Annotated in this window: 13 protein-coding genes, 1 tRNA gene and 2 pseudogenes; 11 read left to right on the plus strand and 5 right to left on the minus strand. The window is 68.8% G+C overall.

Annotated elements, in window-relative coordinates:
• Positions 1-4 precede the first annotated feature (4 nt).
• Positions 5-982, minus strand: a complete 978-nt coding sequence (locus tag ACGF8B_RS22665) for an SMI1/KNR4 family protein (RefSeq protein WP_392741339.1) — start codon at positions 980-982, stop codon at positions 5-7.
• A 317-nt stretch (positions 983-1,299) separates the two neighbouring features.
• On the opposite strand from ACGF8B_RS22665, the gene ACGF8B_RS22670 reads away from it, so the two are divergent.
• Both ACGF8B_RS22670 and ACGF8B_RS22675 read left to right on the plus strand, forming a co-directional pair.
• Entirely contained in the window at positions 1,300-1,824 is a 525-nt protein-coding gene (locus ACGF8B_RS22670) for a YwqJ-related putative deaminase (protein ID WP_342285166.1), read from the plus strand.
• Positions 1,825-1,834: 10 nt separating this feature from the next.
• On the plus strand, positions 1,835-2,368 hold the full coding sequence (locus ACGF8B_RS22675) for an SUKH-3 domain-containing protein (RefSeq protein ID WP_392741342.1): 534 nt from the start codon (positions 1,835-1,837) through the stop codon (positions 2,366-2,368).
• A 194-nt stretch (positions 2,369-2,562) separates the two neighbouring features.
• Here the strand turns inward: ACGF8B_RS22675 and ACGF8B_RS22680 are convergent, their stop codons facing one another.
• On the minus strand, positions 2,563-3,879 hold the full coding sequence (locus ACGF8B_RS22680; protein WP_392741344.1) for a sensor histidine kinase: 1,317 nt from the start codon (positions 3,877-3,879) through the stop codon (positions 2,563-2,565).
• A gap of 155 nt (positions 3,880-4,034) precedes the next feature.
• Here ACGF8B_RS22680 and ACGF8B_RS22685 point away from each other — a divergent pair.
• From ACGF8B_RS22685 to ACGF8B_RS22715, 7 genes and pseudogenes are all read left to right on the plus strand, one after another.
• A pseudogene (locus ACGF8B_RS22685) lies at positions 4,035-4,521 on the plus strand (hypothetical protein); the annotation flags it as partial.
• Between the two features lie 20 nt (positions 4,522-4,541).
• Positions 4,542-4,612, plus strand: a tRNA-Gln gene (locus ACGF8B_RS22690).
• 107 nt (positions 4,613-4,719) lie between these two features.
• A complete protein-coding gene (gene glmU / locus ACGF8B_RS22695) occupies positions 4,720-6,168 on the plus strand; it encodes a bifunctional UDP-N-acetylglucosamine diphosphorylase/glucosamine-1-phosphate N-acetyltransferase GlmU (RefSeq protein ID WP_392741347.1) in 1,449 nt (482 codons plus the stop codon).
• A 120-nt stretch (positions 6,169-6,288) separates the two neighbouring features.
• Positions 6,289-7,263: a ribose-phosphate diphosphokinase gene (locus tag ACGF8B_RS22700; protein ID WP_266915380.1), complete on the plus strand. Its 975-nt coding sequence runs from the start codon at positions 6,289-6,291 to the stop codon at positions 7,261-7,263.
• Positions 7,264-7,481: 218 nt separating this feature from the next.
• Complete coding sequence (locus ACGF8B_RS22705; protein ID WP_392741351.1) at positions 7,482-8,066, plus strand: 50S ribosomal protein L25/general stress protein Ctc; 585 nt, start codon at positions 7,482-7,484, stop codon at positions 8,064-8,066.
• A 147-nt stretch (positions 8,067-8,213) separates the two neighbouring features.
• The gene (pth, locus tag ACGF8B_RS22710; RefSeq protein ID WP_259933959.1) at positions 8,214-8,807 is read left to right on the plus strand and encodes an aminoacyl-tRNA hydrolase; all 594 of its coding nucleotides are present in this window, start codon (positions 8,214-8,216) and stop codon (positions 8,805-8,807) included.
• A 178-nt stretch (positions 8,808-8,985) separates the two neighbouring features.
• Positions 8,986-9,456, plus strand: coding sequence for a hypothetical protein (locus tag ACGF8B_RS22715; protein WP_392741354.1), 471 nt, complete (start codon positions 8,986-8,988; stop codon positions 9,454-9,456).
• A gap of 27 nt (positions 9,457-9,483) precedes the next feature.
• Here ACGF8B_RS22715 and ppc read toward each other — a convergent pair whose 3' ends face one another.
• Positions 9,484-12,213 (minus strand): phosphoenolpyruvate carboxylase, encoded by a 2,730-nt coding sequence (gene ppc, locus ACGF8B_RS22720; RefSeq protein ID WP_392741357.1) that lies wholly within the window; start codon positions 12,211-12,213, stop codon positions 9,484-9,486.
• Positions 12,214-12,537: 324 nt separating this feature from the next.
• Here ppc and ACGF8B_RS22725 point away from each other — a divergent pair, with 324 nt between their 5' ends.
• Positions 12,538-13,539 carry an acyl-CoA desaturase gene (locus tag ACGF8B_RS22725; RefSeq protein WP_392741360.1) on the plus strand — a complete coding sequence of 334 codons (1,002 nt, stop codon included), beginning with the start codon at positions 12,538-12,540 and terminating at the stop codon, positions 13,537-13,539.
• A complete protein-coding gene (locus ACGF8B_RS22730) occupies positions 13,536-14,225 on the plus strand; it encodes a TetR/AcrR family transcriptional regulator (RefSeq protein WP_342285153.1) in 690 nt (229 codons plus the stop codon). Before ACGF8B_RS22725 ends, ACGF8B_RS22730 begins: the two co-directional genes overlap by 4 nt.
• Positions 14,226-15,481: 1,256 nt before the next feature.
• Here ACGF8B_RS22730 and ACGF8B_RS22735 read toward each other — a convergent pair.
• Positions 15,482-16,156, minus strand: coding sequence for a hypothetical protein (locus ACGF8B_RS22735; RefSeq protein WP_392742055.1), 675 nt, complete (start codon positions 16,154-16,156; stop codon positions 15,482-15,484).
• 61 nt (positions 16,157-16,217) lie between these two features.
• Positions 16,218-16,496, minus strand: a pseudogene (locus ACGF8B_RS22740) (RHS repeat-associated core domain-containing protein); the annotation flags it as partial.
• Between the last annotated feature and the right edge of the window lie 260 nt (positions 16,497-16,756).

The raw sequence follows: 16,756 nt of genomic DNA on the forward strand, positions 1-16,756 counted from the left end.
GCGCTCACCCCTCCACCGGGACGGCCCGCGCGAAGCCGCCGTCCACCATCAGGTTCGCCACGGTCTCCAGCTCCGGCGGATTGCCCGCCAGACGCTGCAGGAAGGCGTCGAAGTCACTGCCGCACGGCAGCAGCAGCCGGTCCACCCGCTCCTGCACGTTCCAGCCGTCCTGGTCCCGGGCGTCGTCGTACGGGCAGAACCAGACCGAACCGACGCCGTCGCCCTTCACCTTCACCGCGACGATCCCGCCCTGGACGAAACCGACGCCCAGGAAATCCTTGGTGAGGTGGTCGCGCAAGCACTTGTTGACGTACACCAGGTCGTTCACCGCGGCCTGCTCGCGCACCGTGAAGAACGGCTGGTCGACCAGCAGCCCCAGCTCCGCGTCGAGCGCCGCACCGACCGGCGCCGAACCGCCCGCCGCCTTGAGGAACGAACGGTAGGCACCCGGCAGCCGGTAGCCGAGATCCTCCTCGACCCCCAGGACCTGCGACTCGCTCACCGCCACGGCCCCCTTCGGCAGCCGGAAATGCGCGGGCCGGGTCTCCTGCAACGGGCGGGTGCCCCGCTTGTTGTGGTCGACCGCCGTCGAGGCCAGGCCACCGTGATGCCTCAGCAGCGCCTTCACCTCGACCGGGACCAGCTCCATGCGCCGGCAGCCGGGCACGTGGTGCCACGTCCAGCCGTGCGGAGTCGCGACCGCCGGAATCGTGTCCCACAGCTCGTGACCGCTCGCCGCCAGCGCCGCATTGGCCGAGACGTAGTCCGTGAGCCGCAGCTCGTCGACCCCGAAACCCTGCGGCGGCTCGGCGATCTCGGCGACGGCACGCGCGTACGGCGCGAAGTCCGGGCTGCCGTTCCCGTCCATGCGCACGCCGCCCGGGTGGCGGGACGCCCGGACCGGGTCCGGGAAATGCACGAGCTGCCCGGCGTAGGCCGCGTTCGGTGGCGCGGCTTGCTGACCGAGCCGACCTGTCGTCATGGCGGTTGCCCCCTGCTGCGTCTGGCTGGTGAGGACCGGCCCAGCCCTTGGCAGGCCCGGTCCGGGCACAGCCTATGCGGTGGCGCAAGGGCTGGTCTCGCCCATGTGACCTGTCCTACGCCTCCCCCTCCGCATCCGTCACGAACCGTCACAACGGCGTGACTGACGAGCGACGCTCCCACCACGGACGGGCGACACGGACACATGTTTCACCGCCCCAGCTTCCCCACCAGCCGGGACATTTGGCAGGCTGTCACCGCAACTCGGGGGCGTGCACATCGCGCAGCTACCGCTGCCGGCACGGGAGGGAAAGCACCATGCACACCGCACAATCAGTCACATCCGGGGATCCACGCCTCAGCTGGAGCAGCACCGAGACCGGCCGCGCACCGCGCCTGCAACACCGGCGCGACGGCATCCTGCCCGCGGTCGCGGCGGCGCTGTCCGTCCGCGGCGAGACACTGACCTGCACCGCGGGCAAGGGCGACCAGCCCCCCGTACTGCACCCACTCGTCCAGGACTTCCTCGACACCCTCCCCAGCAGCCGGCGGGAACGCTTCACCGGCCGCTGCCCCGAGGCGATACTGCTCTCCCGGCAACTCACCGCCGCGGAATCGAACCGCTCCAAGCGTGCCCAGCGCAAGCCGCTGACCAACGGCGAAGCCCGGCGCGCCCTGAAGCACTCGCGGCTCACCGCACGGCGCATCCGTGAGGACGGCGACCCGATGCACGGCAGCTACGCGCCACCGTGCCGCTCCTGCACGGCGATGCTCGCCCACTTCGGCGTACGTCCCGTCGACCTCACGACCACCGGGGCGGCGACCACCGCCGAGAAGGGCTGACCGCACGCCGATGCACGACCGAAAAGACGTACCCGAACAGACGGGCCCGGCGGACCGCGACCGCAACTCCACCACCCGCTTCCCCGTCTCCGTCGACGCCGCGCTGCGCGCCGCGGGCTGGCAGCCCGGCCGCTGGGACATCCGGCAGGCCGAGGAGTGGGCCGACGCACTGCGCTCGCACGCCTCGCCCGCCGGCCACCAGCACGCGGTCTTCCCGGCGGCGGTGGAGGCGTGGGCCGAATTCGGCGGACTCCACATCACCGCGTCCGCACCGGGCCGCCAGATCGCACCGGCCCCGGTCCGCATCGACCCGCTGAGCGGCCTCCACCTCGCCCGCACCCTCGGCGACCTCGGCCGGGCCCTGGAGACCGAGGTCAGCCCGCTTGGCGAAGAAGGGGACGGACAGGCGGTCCTGGCGATCGACACCGAGGGCCGCGTCTACAGCATCGACCACACCGGTGACTGGTACCTCGGCCCGGACATCGACCAGGCACTGGCCACCCTGCTCGCAGGCATCCAACCGGACCGCCTCGTCTCGGACTGACCCCGCAGATCCGGAATCCGCGCGGCCCGGGCCGCCTCGTCCCGGATGACCCCCGCAGATCCGGAATCCGCAGATCCGGAATCCGCGCCGCCCCGGACCGCCTCATCCCGGGCCGCCCCCGCACCCCGGGGCCCGGACCGCCCCGAACCCACGGGCCCGGGCGGGCCCCACAACACCGGCCCGTCGGGCCCGGCTCAGGCGGCCCCGCGGGACGGCAGTACCGCCGACACCCGGAAACCGCCCGCGTCCGTCGGGCCCGAGACGAAGACACCGCCGAGCCCCAGCACCCGCTCCCGCATCCCGACCAGGCCGTTGCCCCCGCTCGGCAGCCCGGCGTCCGCCGTGGCCGCGTCCGAGGGACCGTTCTCCACCTGCATCGCGACCTCCGCGTCGCGGTGCGCCAGCCGTACCCAGGTCTTCGCACCCGCCGCGTGCTTGTGCACGTTCGTCAGGGCCTCCTGCACCACCCGGTACGCGGTCTGCTCGACCTCGGGCGGATACCCGCGGGCCTCACCGTCCACCGACAGCTCCACCGTCATCCCCGCCGCCCTGGACTCCCCCACCAGGGTCTCCACCTCGTGCAGCCGGGGCCCGTCCTCCCTGGCGGCGGCGGCAGCCGCGGCGGCCGCGGCCTGACCGACCGAGGCGAGCGGCACCGAGGTCGCCCGGGCCGTCACCGACTCCCCCGCCCGCAGCACCCCGAGCATCTCCCGCAACTCCGTCAACGCCTGCCGGCCCATGTCACCGACCAGCGCCGCGTTCCGCACCGCCTTCGCCGGGTCCTTCGGCGCGACGGCTTGGAGCGCGGCGGCGTGCACCACCATCAGGCTGACCCGGTGGGCGACCACGTCATGCATCTCGCGGGCGATCCGGTGGCGCTCCTCCGTACGCGCCCACTCCGCCCGCTCCTCGGCCCGGTCGGCGAGCAGCGACAGCTCCCGCTCCAGCGAGTCCGCCCGCTCCCGCAGGCTCTCCATCAGCCGCCGCCGGGCCCCTATGTAGAGGCCGAACAGCACCGGCGGCGCGGTCAGCCCGAGCGACATGAAGAGGGACATCAGCGGTACGTACCAGTTGCCGGGCCCGAAATCGGCCTGCTCGTCGACGCTCTGCCGCAGCCGTACATAGGTGACGATGAACGTCCCCATGAAGGACATGCCCATGAGCACCGCGGTGATTCTCCGCGGCACGTCGGAGGCGGCCAGCGTGTAGAGGCCGACCAGGCCCATCAGGAAGCCCATCTCGGCGGGCGTCGTCGCGATCGCGACCAGCACCACGGCGATCGGCCACCGCCGCCGCACCACCAGCACGGCCCCCGCGATCAGCCCGAACAACACCCCCGCCGGTACCGGCAGCCCGGTGTCCCCGGCGAACTCCACCCCCTCCAGTGCGCATTCCAGCGCCGACAGGAGCGCGAGCCCCACATCCAGGGCGACACTGCGCCGCCGTTCCCACCACCAGTAGCCGCGGGTGGTCGGTCCCGCCGCTTCCCGGTCTGCCCCCGTTGCGGTCATGCCGTCCAGCCTACGGGCGGCCGCACCTCAATTTCGGGCGACCTGGACAGCACGTGCGTCCGCCGAACAGAGGTAGAACGACTATTTATCGCTTGAAATGGTGAATCGAGCACACTTTCGTACCGGACGTCCGCATTCCGGACGACGCTCGTCGCATGACGGAAATCACGAGCAGGTACGCCAACTTCGAAGACCTGCGCGATCAGGCCATCGCCCTACGCCGGGAGGGCCTCAGCCGCCGGCAGATCCGCGACCGGTTGCTTGTGAACAACAACGACATCCTGAACCGCCTCCTGGAGGGCGAACCGGCCCCGGAGTGGACGAAACGCCCGAACGCCAAGGACGGCCTTCGCGCGAAGGCCCGGGAGTTACGGCTCCAGGGCATGACCTATGACCGGATCCAGGACGGCCGACGTCGCGTCGGCGGAGCGGTTCTGGACCGACCTGACGGGCGCCGACACGTCCGCGTTCGGCAGGACGACGATCAAGACCCACTCCCCGAGGACCAACCGGAAGAACGTCGGGGAGGGTTACCGGGGCTGTCTGGTGGTGCGAGTTCTGAAAAGTGCCGACCTGTACCGTCGCATCGAGGGCTGGTGGTACGGCATAGTAGGGGCTGCCTCGACGGCCGATCAACGAAATCGGACACGACGGACAATCCATCCCGGGTCGTCTAATGGCAGGACAAATGGTTTTGGTCCATTGAATGAGGGTTCGATTCCTTCCCCGGGAGCTTCATGACGGGCCCCGGCCTCCAAGGCCGGGGCCCTCACCCATGTCCGCTCACCAGCCCCCCGGTATCCTTCGGATGTCCCCCACCCGAAGCCGAAGGACATACCCGTGAGCGCCAACCGCCCGGCAGCCGTCGTCGTCCTCGCAGCGGGTGAGGGCACCCGCATGAAGTCGAAGACCCCCAAGGTTCTGCACGAGATCTCCGGGCGGTCGCTCGTCGGACATGTCGTCACCGCCTCCCGCGAGCTGGACCCCGAGCACCTCGTCGTGGTCGTCGGCCACGGGAGCGAGCAGGTCACCGCACATCTCACCGCCGTCGACGACCGGCTGCGCACCGCCCACCAGGCCGAACAGAAGGGCACCGGCAACGCCGTGCGCGTCGGGCTCGACGAGCTCGGCGGCACCGTCGACGGCACCGTGATCGTCGTCTGCGGCGACACCCCGCTGCTCTCCGGCGAGACGCTCACCGCGCTCGCCGCCACCCACACGGCCGACTCCAACGCCGTCACCGTGCTCACCGCCGAGGTGCCGGACTCCACCGGCTACGGCCGCATCGTCCGCGCCCCGGCCGACGGCGCGGTCACCGCGATCGTCGAGCACAGGGACGCCACCGACGCCCAGCGCGCGATCCGGGAGATCAACTCCGGGGTCTTCGCCTTCGACGGCCGGCTGCTCTCCGACGCCCTCGGCAAGCTCCGCACCGACAACAGCCAGGGCGAGGAGTACCTCACCGACGTCCTCTCCATCCTGCGCGAGGCCGGGCACCGGGTCGGCGCCTCGATCGCCGGGGACCACCGCGAGATCCTCGGCATCAACAACCGCCTCCAGCTCGCCGAGGCCCGGCGGCTGCTGAACCAGCGGCTGCTGGAGCGCGCCATGCTGGCCGGCGTGACCGTCGTGGACCCGGCGTCCACGCTGATCGACGCCACCGTCACCTACGAGCGCGACGCGATCGTGCACCCGGGCACCCAGCTCCTGGGCGCCACCCACATCGGCGAGGACGCCGAGGTGGGCCCCAACTCCCGGCTCACCGACACTGTTGTCCGCGCGGGCGCCCGCGTGGACAACACGGTCGCGGACCGGGCCGAGGTCGGCGAGGGCGCGACGGTCGGTCCGTACGCCTATCTGCGGCCCGGCACCAGGCTCGGCGCGAAGGCCAAGGCCGGTACGTACGTGGAGATGAAGAACGCCACGATCGGCGAGGGCACCAAGGTCCCGCACCTGAGCTACGTCGGCGACGCGACGATCGGCGACCACACCAACATCGGTGCCGCCAGCGTCTTCGTGAACTACGACGGCGTGGCCAAGCACCACACCACGATCGGCTCCCACTGCCGTACCGGGTCGGACAATATGTTTGTGGCGCCTGTCACGGTCGGGGACGGCGCGTACACCGCGGCCGGCTCGGTCATCACCAAGGACGTACCGCCCGGTTCGCTGGCCGTCGCCCGCGGCCAGCAAAGGAATATCGAGGGCTGGGTGGCCCGCAAGCGTCCGGGGAGCGGCGCCGCGCAGGCGGCTCAGGCCGCCGTATCGGAGCGCAACAGCGAAAGCTGACCGGAAACAGGTATGCCGCGCACGGCGTACCGTGATAGATGCTCACCCCATTTCGGCTGGCTCGTTGCGCATCGGGACACATGCGTGCAGCGCCAGTGACACGTCTGAGGAGACTGTGCTGTGACCGGGATCAAGACGACCGGCGAGAAGAAACTGATGCTCTTCTCCGGCCGCGCCCACCCCGAGCTGGCCGAGGAGGTTGCGCACCAGCTGGGTGTCGGCCTCGTGCCGACGAGGGCCTTCGATTTCGCCAACGGTGAGATCTACGTCCGCTTCCAGGAGTCGGCCCGCGGCGCCGACTGCTTCCTGATCCAGAGCCACACCGCTCCGATCAACAAGTGGATCATGGAGCAGCTCATCATGCTGGACGCGCTGAAGCGCGCCTCGGCCCGTTCGATCACGGTGATCGTGCCGTTCTACGGCTACGCCCGCCAGGACAAGAAGCACCGCGGCCGCGAGCCGATCTCGGCCCGTCTGGTCGCGGACCTGATGAAGACGGCGGGTGCCGACCGCATCCTCACCGTCGACCTGCACACGGACCAGATCCAGGGCTTCTTCGACGGCCCGGTCGACCACCTCTTCGCGCTGCCGATCCTGGCCGACTACGTCGGTGCGAAGGTCGACCGCACGAAGCTGACGATCGTCTCGCCGGACGCCGGCCGTGTTCGCGTCGCCGACCGCTGGTGCGACCGTCTGGACGCCCCGCTGGCGATCGTGCACAAGCGCCGTGACAAGGACGTCGCCAACCAGGTGACCGTCCACGAGGTCGTCGGCAATGTGAAGGGCCGGGTCTGTGTCCTGGTCGACGACATGATCGACACCGGTGGCACGATCTGCGCCGCCGCCGACGCGCTGTTCGCGCACGGTGCCGAGGACGTCATAGTGACGGCGACGCACGGTGTGCTCTCGGGTCCGGCCGCGGACCGGCTGAAGAACTCCAAGGTCAGCGAGTTCGTCTTCACGGACACCCTGCCGACCCCGGGCGAGCTGGAGCTGGACAAGATCACGGTGCTCTCGATCGCGCCGACGATCGCGCGCGCGGTGCGTGAGGTCTTCGAGGACGGCTCGGTCACGAGCCTCTTCGAGGAGCAGTAGGACCAGCAGGAGCGAAAGGACCAGCGGGAGCGGCGGGAACAGCGCTTCCGAAGATCCACTTTGGGAGCGGCCTCCCCGCCGGGTAGACTCAGCGAGTTGCTCGGCGAGGGAGGCCGTACTCGTATGTACGGCGGTCCGTTATCGACGCGCTCTTCGTAGCAGGCCTGTCGTGGGCCGGGTGACCGTCCAAGTTTCGTCACCTTACGAGGAGTGCAGTCATGGCTGAGGTCAAGCTCGCCGCCCAGGTCCGTACCGAGTTCGGCAAGGGCGCCGCCCGTCGCACCCGCCGCGCCAACCTGGTCCCCGCCGTCGTCTACGGTCACGGTGCCGAGCCGGTCCACGTCACCCTGCCGGGTCACGAGCTGATGATGGCGCTCAAGACCGCCAACGTCCTGATCGGCCTGGAGATCGACGGCAAGGACGCCCTTGTCATCCCGAAGGCTGTGCAGCGCAACCCGCTCAAGGGCGACATCGAGCACGTCGACCTGCTGACCGTCAAGCGCGGCGAGAAGGTCAACGTCGAGGTCGCCGTGCACGTCGAGGGCGACCTGGCCCCGGGCGGCAACCTGCTGGAGTACGTGCAGAACACCCTGCTCGTCGAGGCCGAGGCCACCCACATCCCCGAGTCCGTCACGGTCTCCGTCGCGGGCCTGGACGCCGGTGCGTCCGTTCTCGCCAAGGACATCCCGCTGCCCAAGGGCTCCGTGCTCGCCGGTGACGAGGACGCCGTGGTGCTCCAGGTCGTCGCCGCGCAGGCCGAGGAGCCGACCGCCGGTGACGAGGCCGAGGGCGCCGAGGCCTGAGCCTCGCCCGCACTGCTTGACTGACGGGGCGGCGGTTCCTTGTACGAGGACCCGCCGCCCCGTTCCCCTGTGATCGGCCGCGAACAGCCGTGTTCAGCCGTTCAGCCGTTCAGCCGTTTCAGCCGTCGCACGCGAGGAGACCGAGAGATGTCCGACGCCACCGACCCCTGGCTCATCGTGGGCCTCGGCAACCCCGGCCCCGAGTACGCGGCGAACCGGCACAACGTCGGCTTCATGGTGGCCGATCTCCTGGCCGAGCGGATCGGCGGCAAGTTCAAGCGGGCGCAGAAGGCACAGGCGCAGGTGGTGGAGGGCCGGATGGGTCCTCCCGGGCCGGCGAACCGGCGGGTGATCCTGGCCAGGCCGATGTCGTACATGAACCTCTCGGGCGGTCCGGTGACGGCGCTGCGCGACTTCTACAAGGTTCCGACGGACCACATCGTGGCGATCCATGACGAGCTGGACATCGACTACGGGGCGCTGCGGCTGAAGCTGGGTGGCGGCGACAACGGGCACAACGGGCTGAAGTCGATGACCAAGGCGATGGGGGCGGACTATCACCGGGTCCGGTTCGGGATCGGGCGGCCGCCGGGGCGGATGCAGGTCGCGGATTTCGTGCTGAAGGACTTCTCGTCCGCCGAGCGCAAGGAGCTCGGGTATCTGGTGGACCGGGCGGCGGACTCGGTGGAGTGTCTCCTCGCGGAGGGTCTGGAGCGCGCGCAGAGCGCGTACAACTCTTAGCGCGCCCGGCTCGCGGTGGCGTGTACAACTCTTGGCGCGCCCGGCTCGCGGTGGCGCGTACAACTCTTGGCGCCGCCGACTCGCGGTGCGCGTACATCTCTGACATTCCTGCCGGTACCCCGGCGATTTTCGGCCACGAGTTGACCGGTGGTGCCGGTCTGCCCAAGGATCGCTCCCCATGAAGCGGAGCTCCTCCCACCGCGCCCTGGTCTACGTCCGCAACGCCGCCATGGGCTGTGTCGTCCTGTTGCTGCTGGTGGCGGGTGTGCTGTCGTCCTGGGACGAGGCCCACCACATCGTTCTGGCCAAGGGCCGTGAGCACGGCACGATGACCGTGACCGGTTGTGGTGCCGATGTCTGCACGGGTCCGTTCGCACCCTCGGGGCAGGCCACGGCACGGAGCAGGGTGACGATCGACAAGTCCGTCGCGGCGCGGCGGGGTGACCGGTTCCCCGTGGTGGTCAAGCCGGGTACGGACGATGTGGTGCGGACCGGGACGCCGGGGTTTCTGCATGCCTGGGTGCCGCTGGGTGGTGCGTTGGTGCTGGCGGGGCTGGTGATCGGTGGTGGTCTGCGGCTGTCGCGGACCGGTTGGGGTACCGGGATCGCGGGTGCGGCCCTGCTCGTGGCGACGTTCGTCGCGCTGTGAGCGGGGCCGCGCCCGCGTTCCGGTGGGTCAGCCGGTGTTGCGCAGGCCCGCGGCGACACCGTTCACGGTGAGCAGCAGGGCCCTGGCGAGCAGCGGGTCGGCTTCCTCGCCGCGTGTGGCGGCTTCGCGCTGGCGGGCCAGCAGCGAGACCTGGAGGTAGGAGATCGGGTCGAGGTAGGCGTCACGGATGGCGAAGGTCTGCTGGAGCACGGGGCTGGTGCCGAGCAGTTCGGTGGAGCCGGTGACCTTGAGGACTTCGGACACGGTGAGCGCGTGCTCGGCCTCGATGTCGTCGAAGACGTGCTTCAGTTCGTCGGGGACGAGCGTGTCGACGTAGTGGCGGGCGATGCGCAGGTCGGTCTTGGCGAGGGTCATCTCGACGTTGGAGATGAAGTTTTGGAAGAAGTGCCAGTGTTCGTGCATTTCGTCCAGGACGGTGTCGAGGCCGGCCTCGCGCAGTGCCTTGAGCCCGGAGCCGACGCCGTACCAGCCGGGGACGATCTGGCGGGACTGGGTCCAGCCGAAGACCCACGGGATGGCCCGCAGTCCGTCGAGCGAGACGCCCGAGCCGGGGCGGCGGGAGGGCCGCGAGCCCAGGTGCAGGTCGGCGAGCTGGTCCACGGGTGTGGAGGCGAGGAAGTACGTCGGCAGGTCCGGGTCCTCGACGAGCTTGCGGTACGCGGCGTGCGCGGCGTCGGAGACGGTGTCCATCGCGGCGTCCCAGCGGGCCAGGGCCTCGTCGGACTGGCGGGGTGCGGTGTGCAGCGCGGAGGCCTGGAGGGTGGCCGCGACGGTCAGTTCCAGGTTCTCGCGGGCGAGGGCGGGGATGAGGTACTTGTCGGAGATGACCTCGCCCTGTTCGGTCACCTTGATCTCGCCCTCCAGGGTGCCCCAGGGCTGGGCGAGGATCGCGTCGTGCGAGGGGCCGCCGCCGCGGCCGACGGTGCCGCCGCGGCCGTGGAAGAGGCGCAGTCGTACGCCGTAGCGGTGGGCGACGTCGCGCAGTCGGCGCTGGGCGCGGTGGATCTCCCACTGTGAGGTGGTGATGCCGCCGAACTTGGAGGAGTCGGAGTAGCCGAGCATGACCTCCTGGACGTCACCGCGCAGGGAGACGAGGCGGCGGTAGGAGGGGTCGGCGAGCATCTCGTCGAGGATGACGTCGGCGGCGCGCAGTTCGTCGGTGGTTTCCAGGAGCGGCACGATGCCGATCTTGGCCCAGCCGGCGTGCAGGTCGATGAGTCCGGCTTCGCGGGCGAGGACGGCGGCGGCGAAGACGTCGTCGGCGCCCTGGCACATCGAGATGATGTAGGACTCGATGACTTCGGGGCCGAAGCGTTCGAAGGCTTCCTTGACGGTGTGGAAGACGCCGAGGGTCTTCTCGCCGGCGGCGTCGAGCGGGGCCGGGGTGGGGGCGAGCGGGCGGCGGGAGCGGAGTTCCTTGGCGAGGAGCTTCTGCCGGTAGTCGCGGGGCATGTCGGCGTAGCGCCAGGATTCCTCGCCGAGCCGGTCGAAGAGCTGGCCCAGTGCGTGGTGGTGGGCGTCGGCGTGTTCGCGGACGTCCATGGTGGCGAGCTGGAGGCCGAAGGCGGAGAGCGTGCGGATGGTGCGGTCCATCCGGCCGTCGGCGAAGAGTCCGCCGCGGTGCTCGCGCAGTGAGGTCTGGATGAGTGCGAGGTCGGCGATGAGTTCGGCGGTGCCGAGGTAGTCGCAGCCGGGGCGGTGGGGGGTGCCGGAGGCGAGGCGCTCGCGGGTGTTGACGAGCTTCTGCCGGATGCAGGTGGCCTTGAGCCGGTAGGGCTCCTCGGCGTTCAGCCGCTTGTAGCGCGGGCTGATCTCGGGGAGGCGTTCCAGGTCGGCTTCGAGCGAGGTCAGCAGTTCGTCGGTGGCACCGGTGTAGCGGATGGAGTTGGAGAGCAGTCCGCGCAGGTTGTCGATGAGTTCGAGGGCGTCGGTGATGCCGTGCTCGTGCTGGAGGATCAGTACGTCCCAGGTGACGGCGGGTGTCACGTTGGGGTTGCCGTCGCGGTCGCCGCCGATCCAGGTACCGAAGGTGAGGGGGCGGGTGCCCGCGGGCAGTTCGACGCCGACGCGTCCGAGTTCGGCGGCGAGGTCCTCCAGTACGTCGCCGACCGCGTTGGCGTGCAGTTCGTCGAGGTAGTAGATGGCGTTGCGGGCCTCGTCGGCCGGCTCGGGGCGGACGACGCGCAGTTCGTCGGTCTGCCAGATGAGGTCGATGTTCTCGGCGAGGCGGAGGTCCTGGCGGCGCCGGTCGGCGTCGACGACGGGGGTCTCCAGGAGTGCGGCGATGCGGCGGAGCTTGTTGAGGACGGAGCGCCGGGCGGCCTCGGTGGGGTGTGCGGTGAAGACGGGTCGTACGTTGAGGTTCTTGACGGTCTCGCGCAGGTGGTCGGGGTCGGCGTCCTTGAGCCGGTCGGCCGTCCGGGCGAGGAGTCCGCCCTCGGCGGCGCGGCGGTCGCGCATCTCGTGGGCGCGGTGGACCTGCTCGGTGACGTTGGCGAGGTGGAAGTAGGTGGAGAAGGCGCGCACGAGTTGTGCGGCGGTCTCCAGGTCCGTGTCGCCGAGGAGCTGGGCCGCGGCCTCTCCGTCGGTGCGGGTCAGGGCGCGGACGCGCTCGACGAGGTCGAGGAGTTCCTGACCCTCCTGGCGTACGAGGGTCTCGCCGAGAAGGTCGCCGAGGCGGCGGATGTCGGCGCGCAGCTCGGGGCTGGCGGCAGGGGTCTGGTCGGCACTGCTCACAGTGTGCGGCTCCTTGCAGTGGTTGAGCACGGGGGTTCTCCCGGGGCCGCGGCAGGCAGCTGCCCCGAGGGTCTCCGGGGCCACGACAGGCAGCGGTGCTGACGCCACCCCGGGAAAGCAGAGTGCGGACCGCGCTGTCCGACCCCACCAGGATAGGTGTCCACGCCGTGGGCGCCGCTCTCGGCCCGATCGGGTTTCCGCTCGATGGGCGGCCCGTCGTGCTCTCGTGCGATGCGCCCTTCCGCTGCCATACTTACGTTGCCGTAGGTTACGGGTGCGTAGCCAGAGCTGTCCGTCGTATCCCTCCTCCCCAGGGGACCCCCCATGAACACCAGCCCCGCTGTGATCGACGATGCCCAGCCATCGTCGGCCGACGGTCGCGTTCTTCCCTCCGCCACGCTCGGCGGGGACAACAAGCGGTCGATCGAGCAGATCGCCCTTCTGCTGTTCATCGTGGTGCCGTTCGTGGCGCTGGTCGCGGCGGTGCCGCTGGCCTGGGGCCGCGGTGTGAGCTGGCTCGATCTGGGCCTGCTCGTGGCGATGTACTTCATCGGCTGCCACGGCATCACGATCGGCTTCCACCGCTATTTCACGCATGGCTCCTTCAAGGCGAAGCGACCGCTCCGCATCGCCCTGGCCGTGGCCGGTTCGCTGGCCGTGGAGGGTCCGCTGGTGCGGTGGGTGGCCGACCACCGCAAGCATCACCGTTTCTCCGACGCGGAGGGCGACCCGCATTCGCCGTGGCGCTTCGGCGAGAGCCTGCCGGCGCTGATGAAGGGCCTGTGGTGGGCCCATATCGGGTGGATGTTCGACGAGGAGCAGACTTCGCAGCAGAAGTACGCCCCCGATCTCATCAAGGACCCGGCACTGCGCGCCGTCTCCCGTCACTTCCTCACCCTCACGATCGTTTCGCTGGCGCTGCCGCCGCTGGTCGGCGGTCTGGTGACGATGTCGTGGTGGGGGGCGGCGACGGCCTTCTTCTGGGGTTCGCTGGTCCGGGTGGCCCTGCTGCACCACGTCACCTGGTCGATCAACTCGATCTGTCACGCGGTCGGCAAGCGCCCGTTCAGGTCGCGTGACCGGTCGGGCAATGTGTGGTGGCTGGCGGTCCTGTCCTGCGGCGAGTCGTGGCACAACCTGCACCACGCGGATCCGACGAGTGCCAGGCACGGCGTGATGCGCGGTCAGATCGATTCGAGTGCCCGGTTGATCCGCTGGTTCGAGATGCTGGGCTGGGCGCACGACGTGCGCTGGCCGGACTCCGCCCGGATCGAGTCCCGCCGTATCGACGCCCGGCGCGACCGCGAGCGCGCCGACGCGGCATGATTGACGACGTGGCGACCGACTCCAGTACCAGCAGCGAGAAAAACCGTCCTTCCTCCTCCCCCCGGCGGGCCCGCCGGGTGCGGATGACCGGCAAGGAGCGTCGCGAGCAGTTGCTGGACATCGGTCGTACGCTCTTCGCCGACAAGGGCTTCGAGGGCACCTCGGTCGAGGAGATCGCCTCGCGTGCCGGTGTTTCCAAGCCGGTGGTGTACGAGCACTTCGGCGGCAAGGAGGGCCTGTACGCCGTCGTGGTCGACCGTGAGATGCGCCAGCTCCTGGACATGGTCACCAGCGCGCTGACCGCCGGCCACCCGCGCGAACTCCTGGAGCAGGCGGCGTTCGCCCTCCTCGACTACATCGAGACGTACACGGACGGCTTCCGGATCCTGGTCCGCGACTCCCCGGTGGCCCAGTCGACCGGCACCTTCGCCTCCCTGATCAGCGACATCGCCACCCAGGTGGAGGACATCCTGGGCCTGGAGTTCAAGGCCCGCGGCTTCGACCCGAAGCTGGCCCCGCTGTACGCGCAGGCACTGGTCGGCATGGTCGCCCTGACCGGCCAGTGGTGGGTGAACGCCCGCAAGCCGAAGAAGTCGGAGGTCGCCGCCCATCTGGTGAACCTGGCCTGGCACGGCCTGGAGAACCTGGAGGCGAAGCCGAGGCTGATAGGGCACCGCAAGAGCTGAACGAGGGGTGGTCACCCGTTCGGCCGGATCAGCCCGGGAGCGTCTGTGGCATGCCTGCGTCCCAGTACCGGCCCCCGGACGAAGACCGAACGGCACGCAGGCGGACGCTGCTCGCAGAGTTGGCCATCGACCGTCTCCGGCCATCGGCGCCAACAACATTGGCCCGGCACGAGCTCCACGGCAGCCAAGACGGTCCCGTCAAGAGCGGTCGACAACGAAGGTGTCGCCAGGGCAGGAAACCGGGATGTTGAGCCAGTAGGCCCAGCAATTGGGGTTGGCAACTTCGCGGATCTCGTAGCCCATTCCGTTTCGGATGAAGGCGTGCACCAGAGTCGATGCCCATCAGAATGAGTCCGGCTACGAGGATCACAGCACTCAGCGAGCCCCCGCCTTCTGGCGTCTTGTCCAGTTGTTCCAGTCGCGTTGCCCCCCCTGTTGAGACGATCAGGCCTAGCCCACCTATAACCATCACAGCAAACTCCCACGTATCCCATATAACCTCTCAGTAGCTACTGGCCACTGGGTTGGAACTCGATCTCTATGTCCGGACAGCGATGCAACGCCTGAGGTCACAAGATCGTGTTACGAGTTCTACGTGAGACATTCTCTTAATTACTGTCGGTCTGACTCGATGCCGCCTTGTCTTACGGCTCCGAGCCATCCCATCGGATCAGCCAATAGACACAACAAGGATCGCCACGACGGCCAGAGCCCCGACTACGGTCCAGCCCACAGCGATCCCAGAGATCAGGCCCCGCCGCATCCCTGCCCCTTCAAGCGCTTCCCTGAACCCCTGTGTCCACCTGTCCGAATTTCTCAGCACCAGCAACCCCAGAGGCAGGAAGAGTGCCATGAAAACCAGGAAGACCATCACAGCCCCCCGGCGTCACGCACAACGCCCCAGAGAAAGACGACCGCTATGAAGATTCCGAACGCTATGAGCAACGCCCCGAATCCGCGAGCAAAACGCCATGGAAGAGACAGATGATGAGTCGAAGGTGTCGGAGTTATGTATCCGCCGGATATCCAGTCGGTGACACCTAGCCAGTTCTTGCACAGACTGAAACCCATTAGCATGAAGATCAACGAGAAGATAATTATCAAGGCGCTCCATCCATAATTCGATATGTACTGTGCATGAGATCCCCCGAAAGCTAAGTAAACAGCACAACGCTCCTGCGACAATTACCGTAGACATTGCACAGCCCCCTGGCCTGCCCCCGTCAACCGGCGGGTGGCAGGCCAGAAGACTGCGTTCAGTGTGTATAAGTCCAAGTGTGGTTCACTCCGGCTTCCAGACCTGCCTCAACACCCAAGCCGCCTCCGACGTTGGTGCCCCAGACCTGCTCTCCGCGCGAATTGCGCCCCCAGCTGCCGTCCAGATTGAAGGCGGCTTCATGGTTTGCCGTCAGACCACCGTAGTAGTGAGCCGACGCCCCCTTGTCCAGTCCCCAGCCTTCGAGTTGACCTATCTTGTCCGCATTGCTCTGAAGGTAGGAGACATCGCCCGACAGACCTCCACCCACCCCCGAAATGCCTGCGGTGCCGCTCAGCCCGAACTCCCATGATCCATTTGATGTCTTGGTGGCAAGGGCGCAGCCGCCAATATTTCCCATTCCACCGACGCCGCCGTGCAGTGCCAAACATATGCCGTGTGTTCGCACGTCTCCACCAGACGCGAAGACCTGGTCGACCATTCTCCCGATGGACTTGCTGATGCTTTCCAGGACGGCGTCCTTCTGACGGCGTTGGGCATCAGCCTTTGCCTGGGCAGCCAGCGATGCTTTCATCCGTGCCGTCGCTCGGGCCTTGGACTGCGATGCTTTCTTTGCATCGTAGTGGTAGACCTTGTACGTGCTGGGGTTGGCCCGATATGCGCGGTAGCGCTTCTGGGAATCCGGGTCCTTCTTGGGTGTCTGGTGCCAACCCATTTGCTGCCCTGTTGTGGGCGTAGCTGTACGCGTTCATCTGCGCCGGGTCGTTGACGTCGATGACGGGGTCGACGGAGAGGAAACGGCCGAGGGCGGGGTCGTATTCGCGCGCGCCGAGGTGGGTGAGGCCGGTGGGGTCGTTGGTGCCGCCGACGAAGCCTCGGGTGCCGGACGCTGCGGACTGGGTGGTGCGGAGCTGTCCGAAGGGGAGCCGCTTGCGTCGGGCCGGAGCGCGGGCCCGACCGCGATGGCCGCCATGCACGGCAACAAGGCCTACGAACACGTCTGGGGCAGCCGGGCAATGATCTCGGGCCAAGCAAAAAAAGAAGGTCGTCGCCATTCTTCGCAGCCTCCGAGTGAGGGCCGCCACCTACCCACCTCCCGCCCCTGCAGCCCGCACCTACCGGCTTGGGAGCCCACCCGCTCCCAGGCCGAACCGGTGCATCCAGGATCAGGCACCAGATCCAGAGTCGATGCCCATCAGAATGAGTCCGGCTACGAGGATCACAGCACTCAGCGAGGCCCCCGCCTTCTGGCGTCTTGTCCAGTTGTTCCAGTCGCGTTGCCCCCCTGTTGAGACGATCAGGCCTAGCCCACCTA

It is taken from the genome of Streptomyces sp. NPDC047917, assembly GCF_043204345.1.
Taxonomy (GTDB): domain Bacteria; phylum Actinomycetota; class Actinomycetes; order Streptomycetales; family Streptomycetaceae; genus Streptomyces; species Streptomyces sanglieri.

Excerpts from the sequence above, each read along its gene's own strand:
- ACGF8B_RS22665 (WP_392741339.1), bottom strand. The coding sequence starts at position 982 with ATGACGACAGGTCGGCTCGGTCAGCAAGCCGCGCCACCGAACGCGGCC.
- ACGF8B_RS22670 (WP_342285166.1), top strand. The coding sequence starts at position 1,300 with ATGCACACCGCACAATCAGTCACATCCGGGGATCCACGCCTCAGCTGG.
- ACGF8B_RS22675 (WP_392741342.1), top strand. The coding sequence starts at position 1,835 with ATGCACGACCGAAAAGACGTACCCGAACAGACGGGCCCGGCGGACCGC.
- ACGF8B_RS22680 (WP_392741344.1), bottom strand. The coding sequence starts at position 3,879 with ATGACCGCAACGGGGGCAGACCGGGAAGCGGCGGGACCGACCACCCGC.
- ACGF8B_RS22705 (WP_392741351.1), top strand. The coding sequence starts at position 7,482 with ATGGCTGAGGTCAAGCTCGCCGCCCAGGTCCGTACCGAGTTCGGCAAG.
- pth (WP_259933959.1), top strand. The coding sequence starts at position 8,214 with ATGTCCGACGCCACCGACCCCTGGCTCATCGTGGGCCTCGGCAACCCC.
- ACGF8B_RS22715 (WP_392741354.1), top strand. The coding sequence starts at position 8,986 with ATGAAGCGGAGCTCCTCCCACCGCGCCCTGGTCTACGTCCGCAACGCC.
- ACGF8B_RS22725 (WP_392741360.1), top strand. The coding sequence starts at position 12,538 with ATGAACACCAGCCCCGCTGTGATCGACGATGCCCAGCCATCGTCGGCC.
- ACGF8B_RS22730 (WP_342285153.1), top strand. The coding sequence starts at position 13,536 with ATGATTGACGACGTGGCGACCGACTCCAGTACCAGCAGCGAGAAAAAC.
- ACGF8B_RS22735 (WP_392742055.1), bottom strand. The coding sequence starts at position 16,156 with ATGGGTTGGCACCAGACACCCAAGAAGGACCCGGATTCCCAGAAGCGC.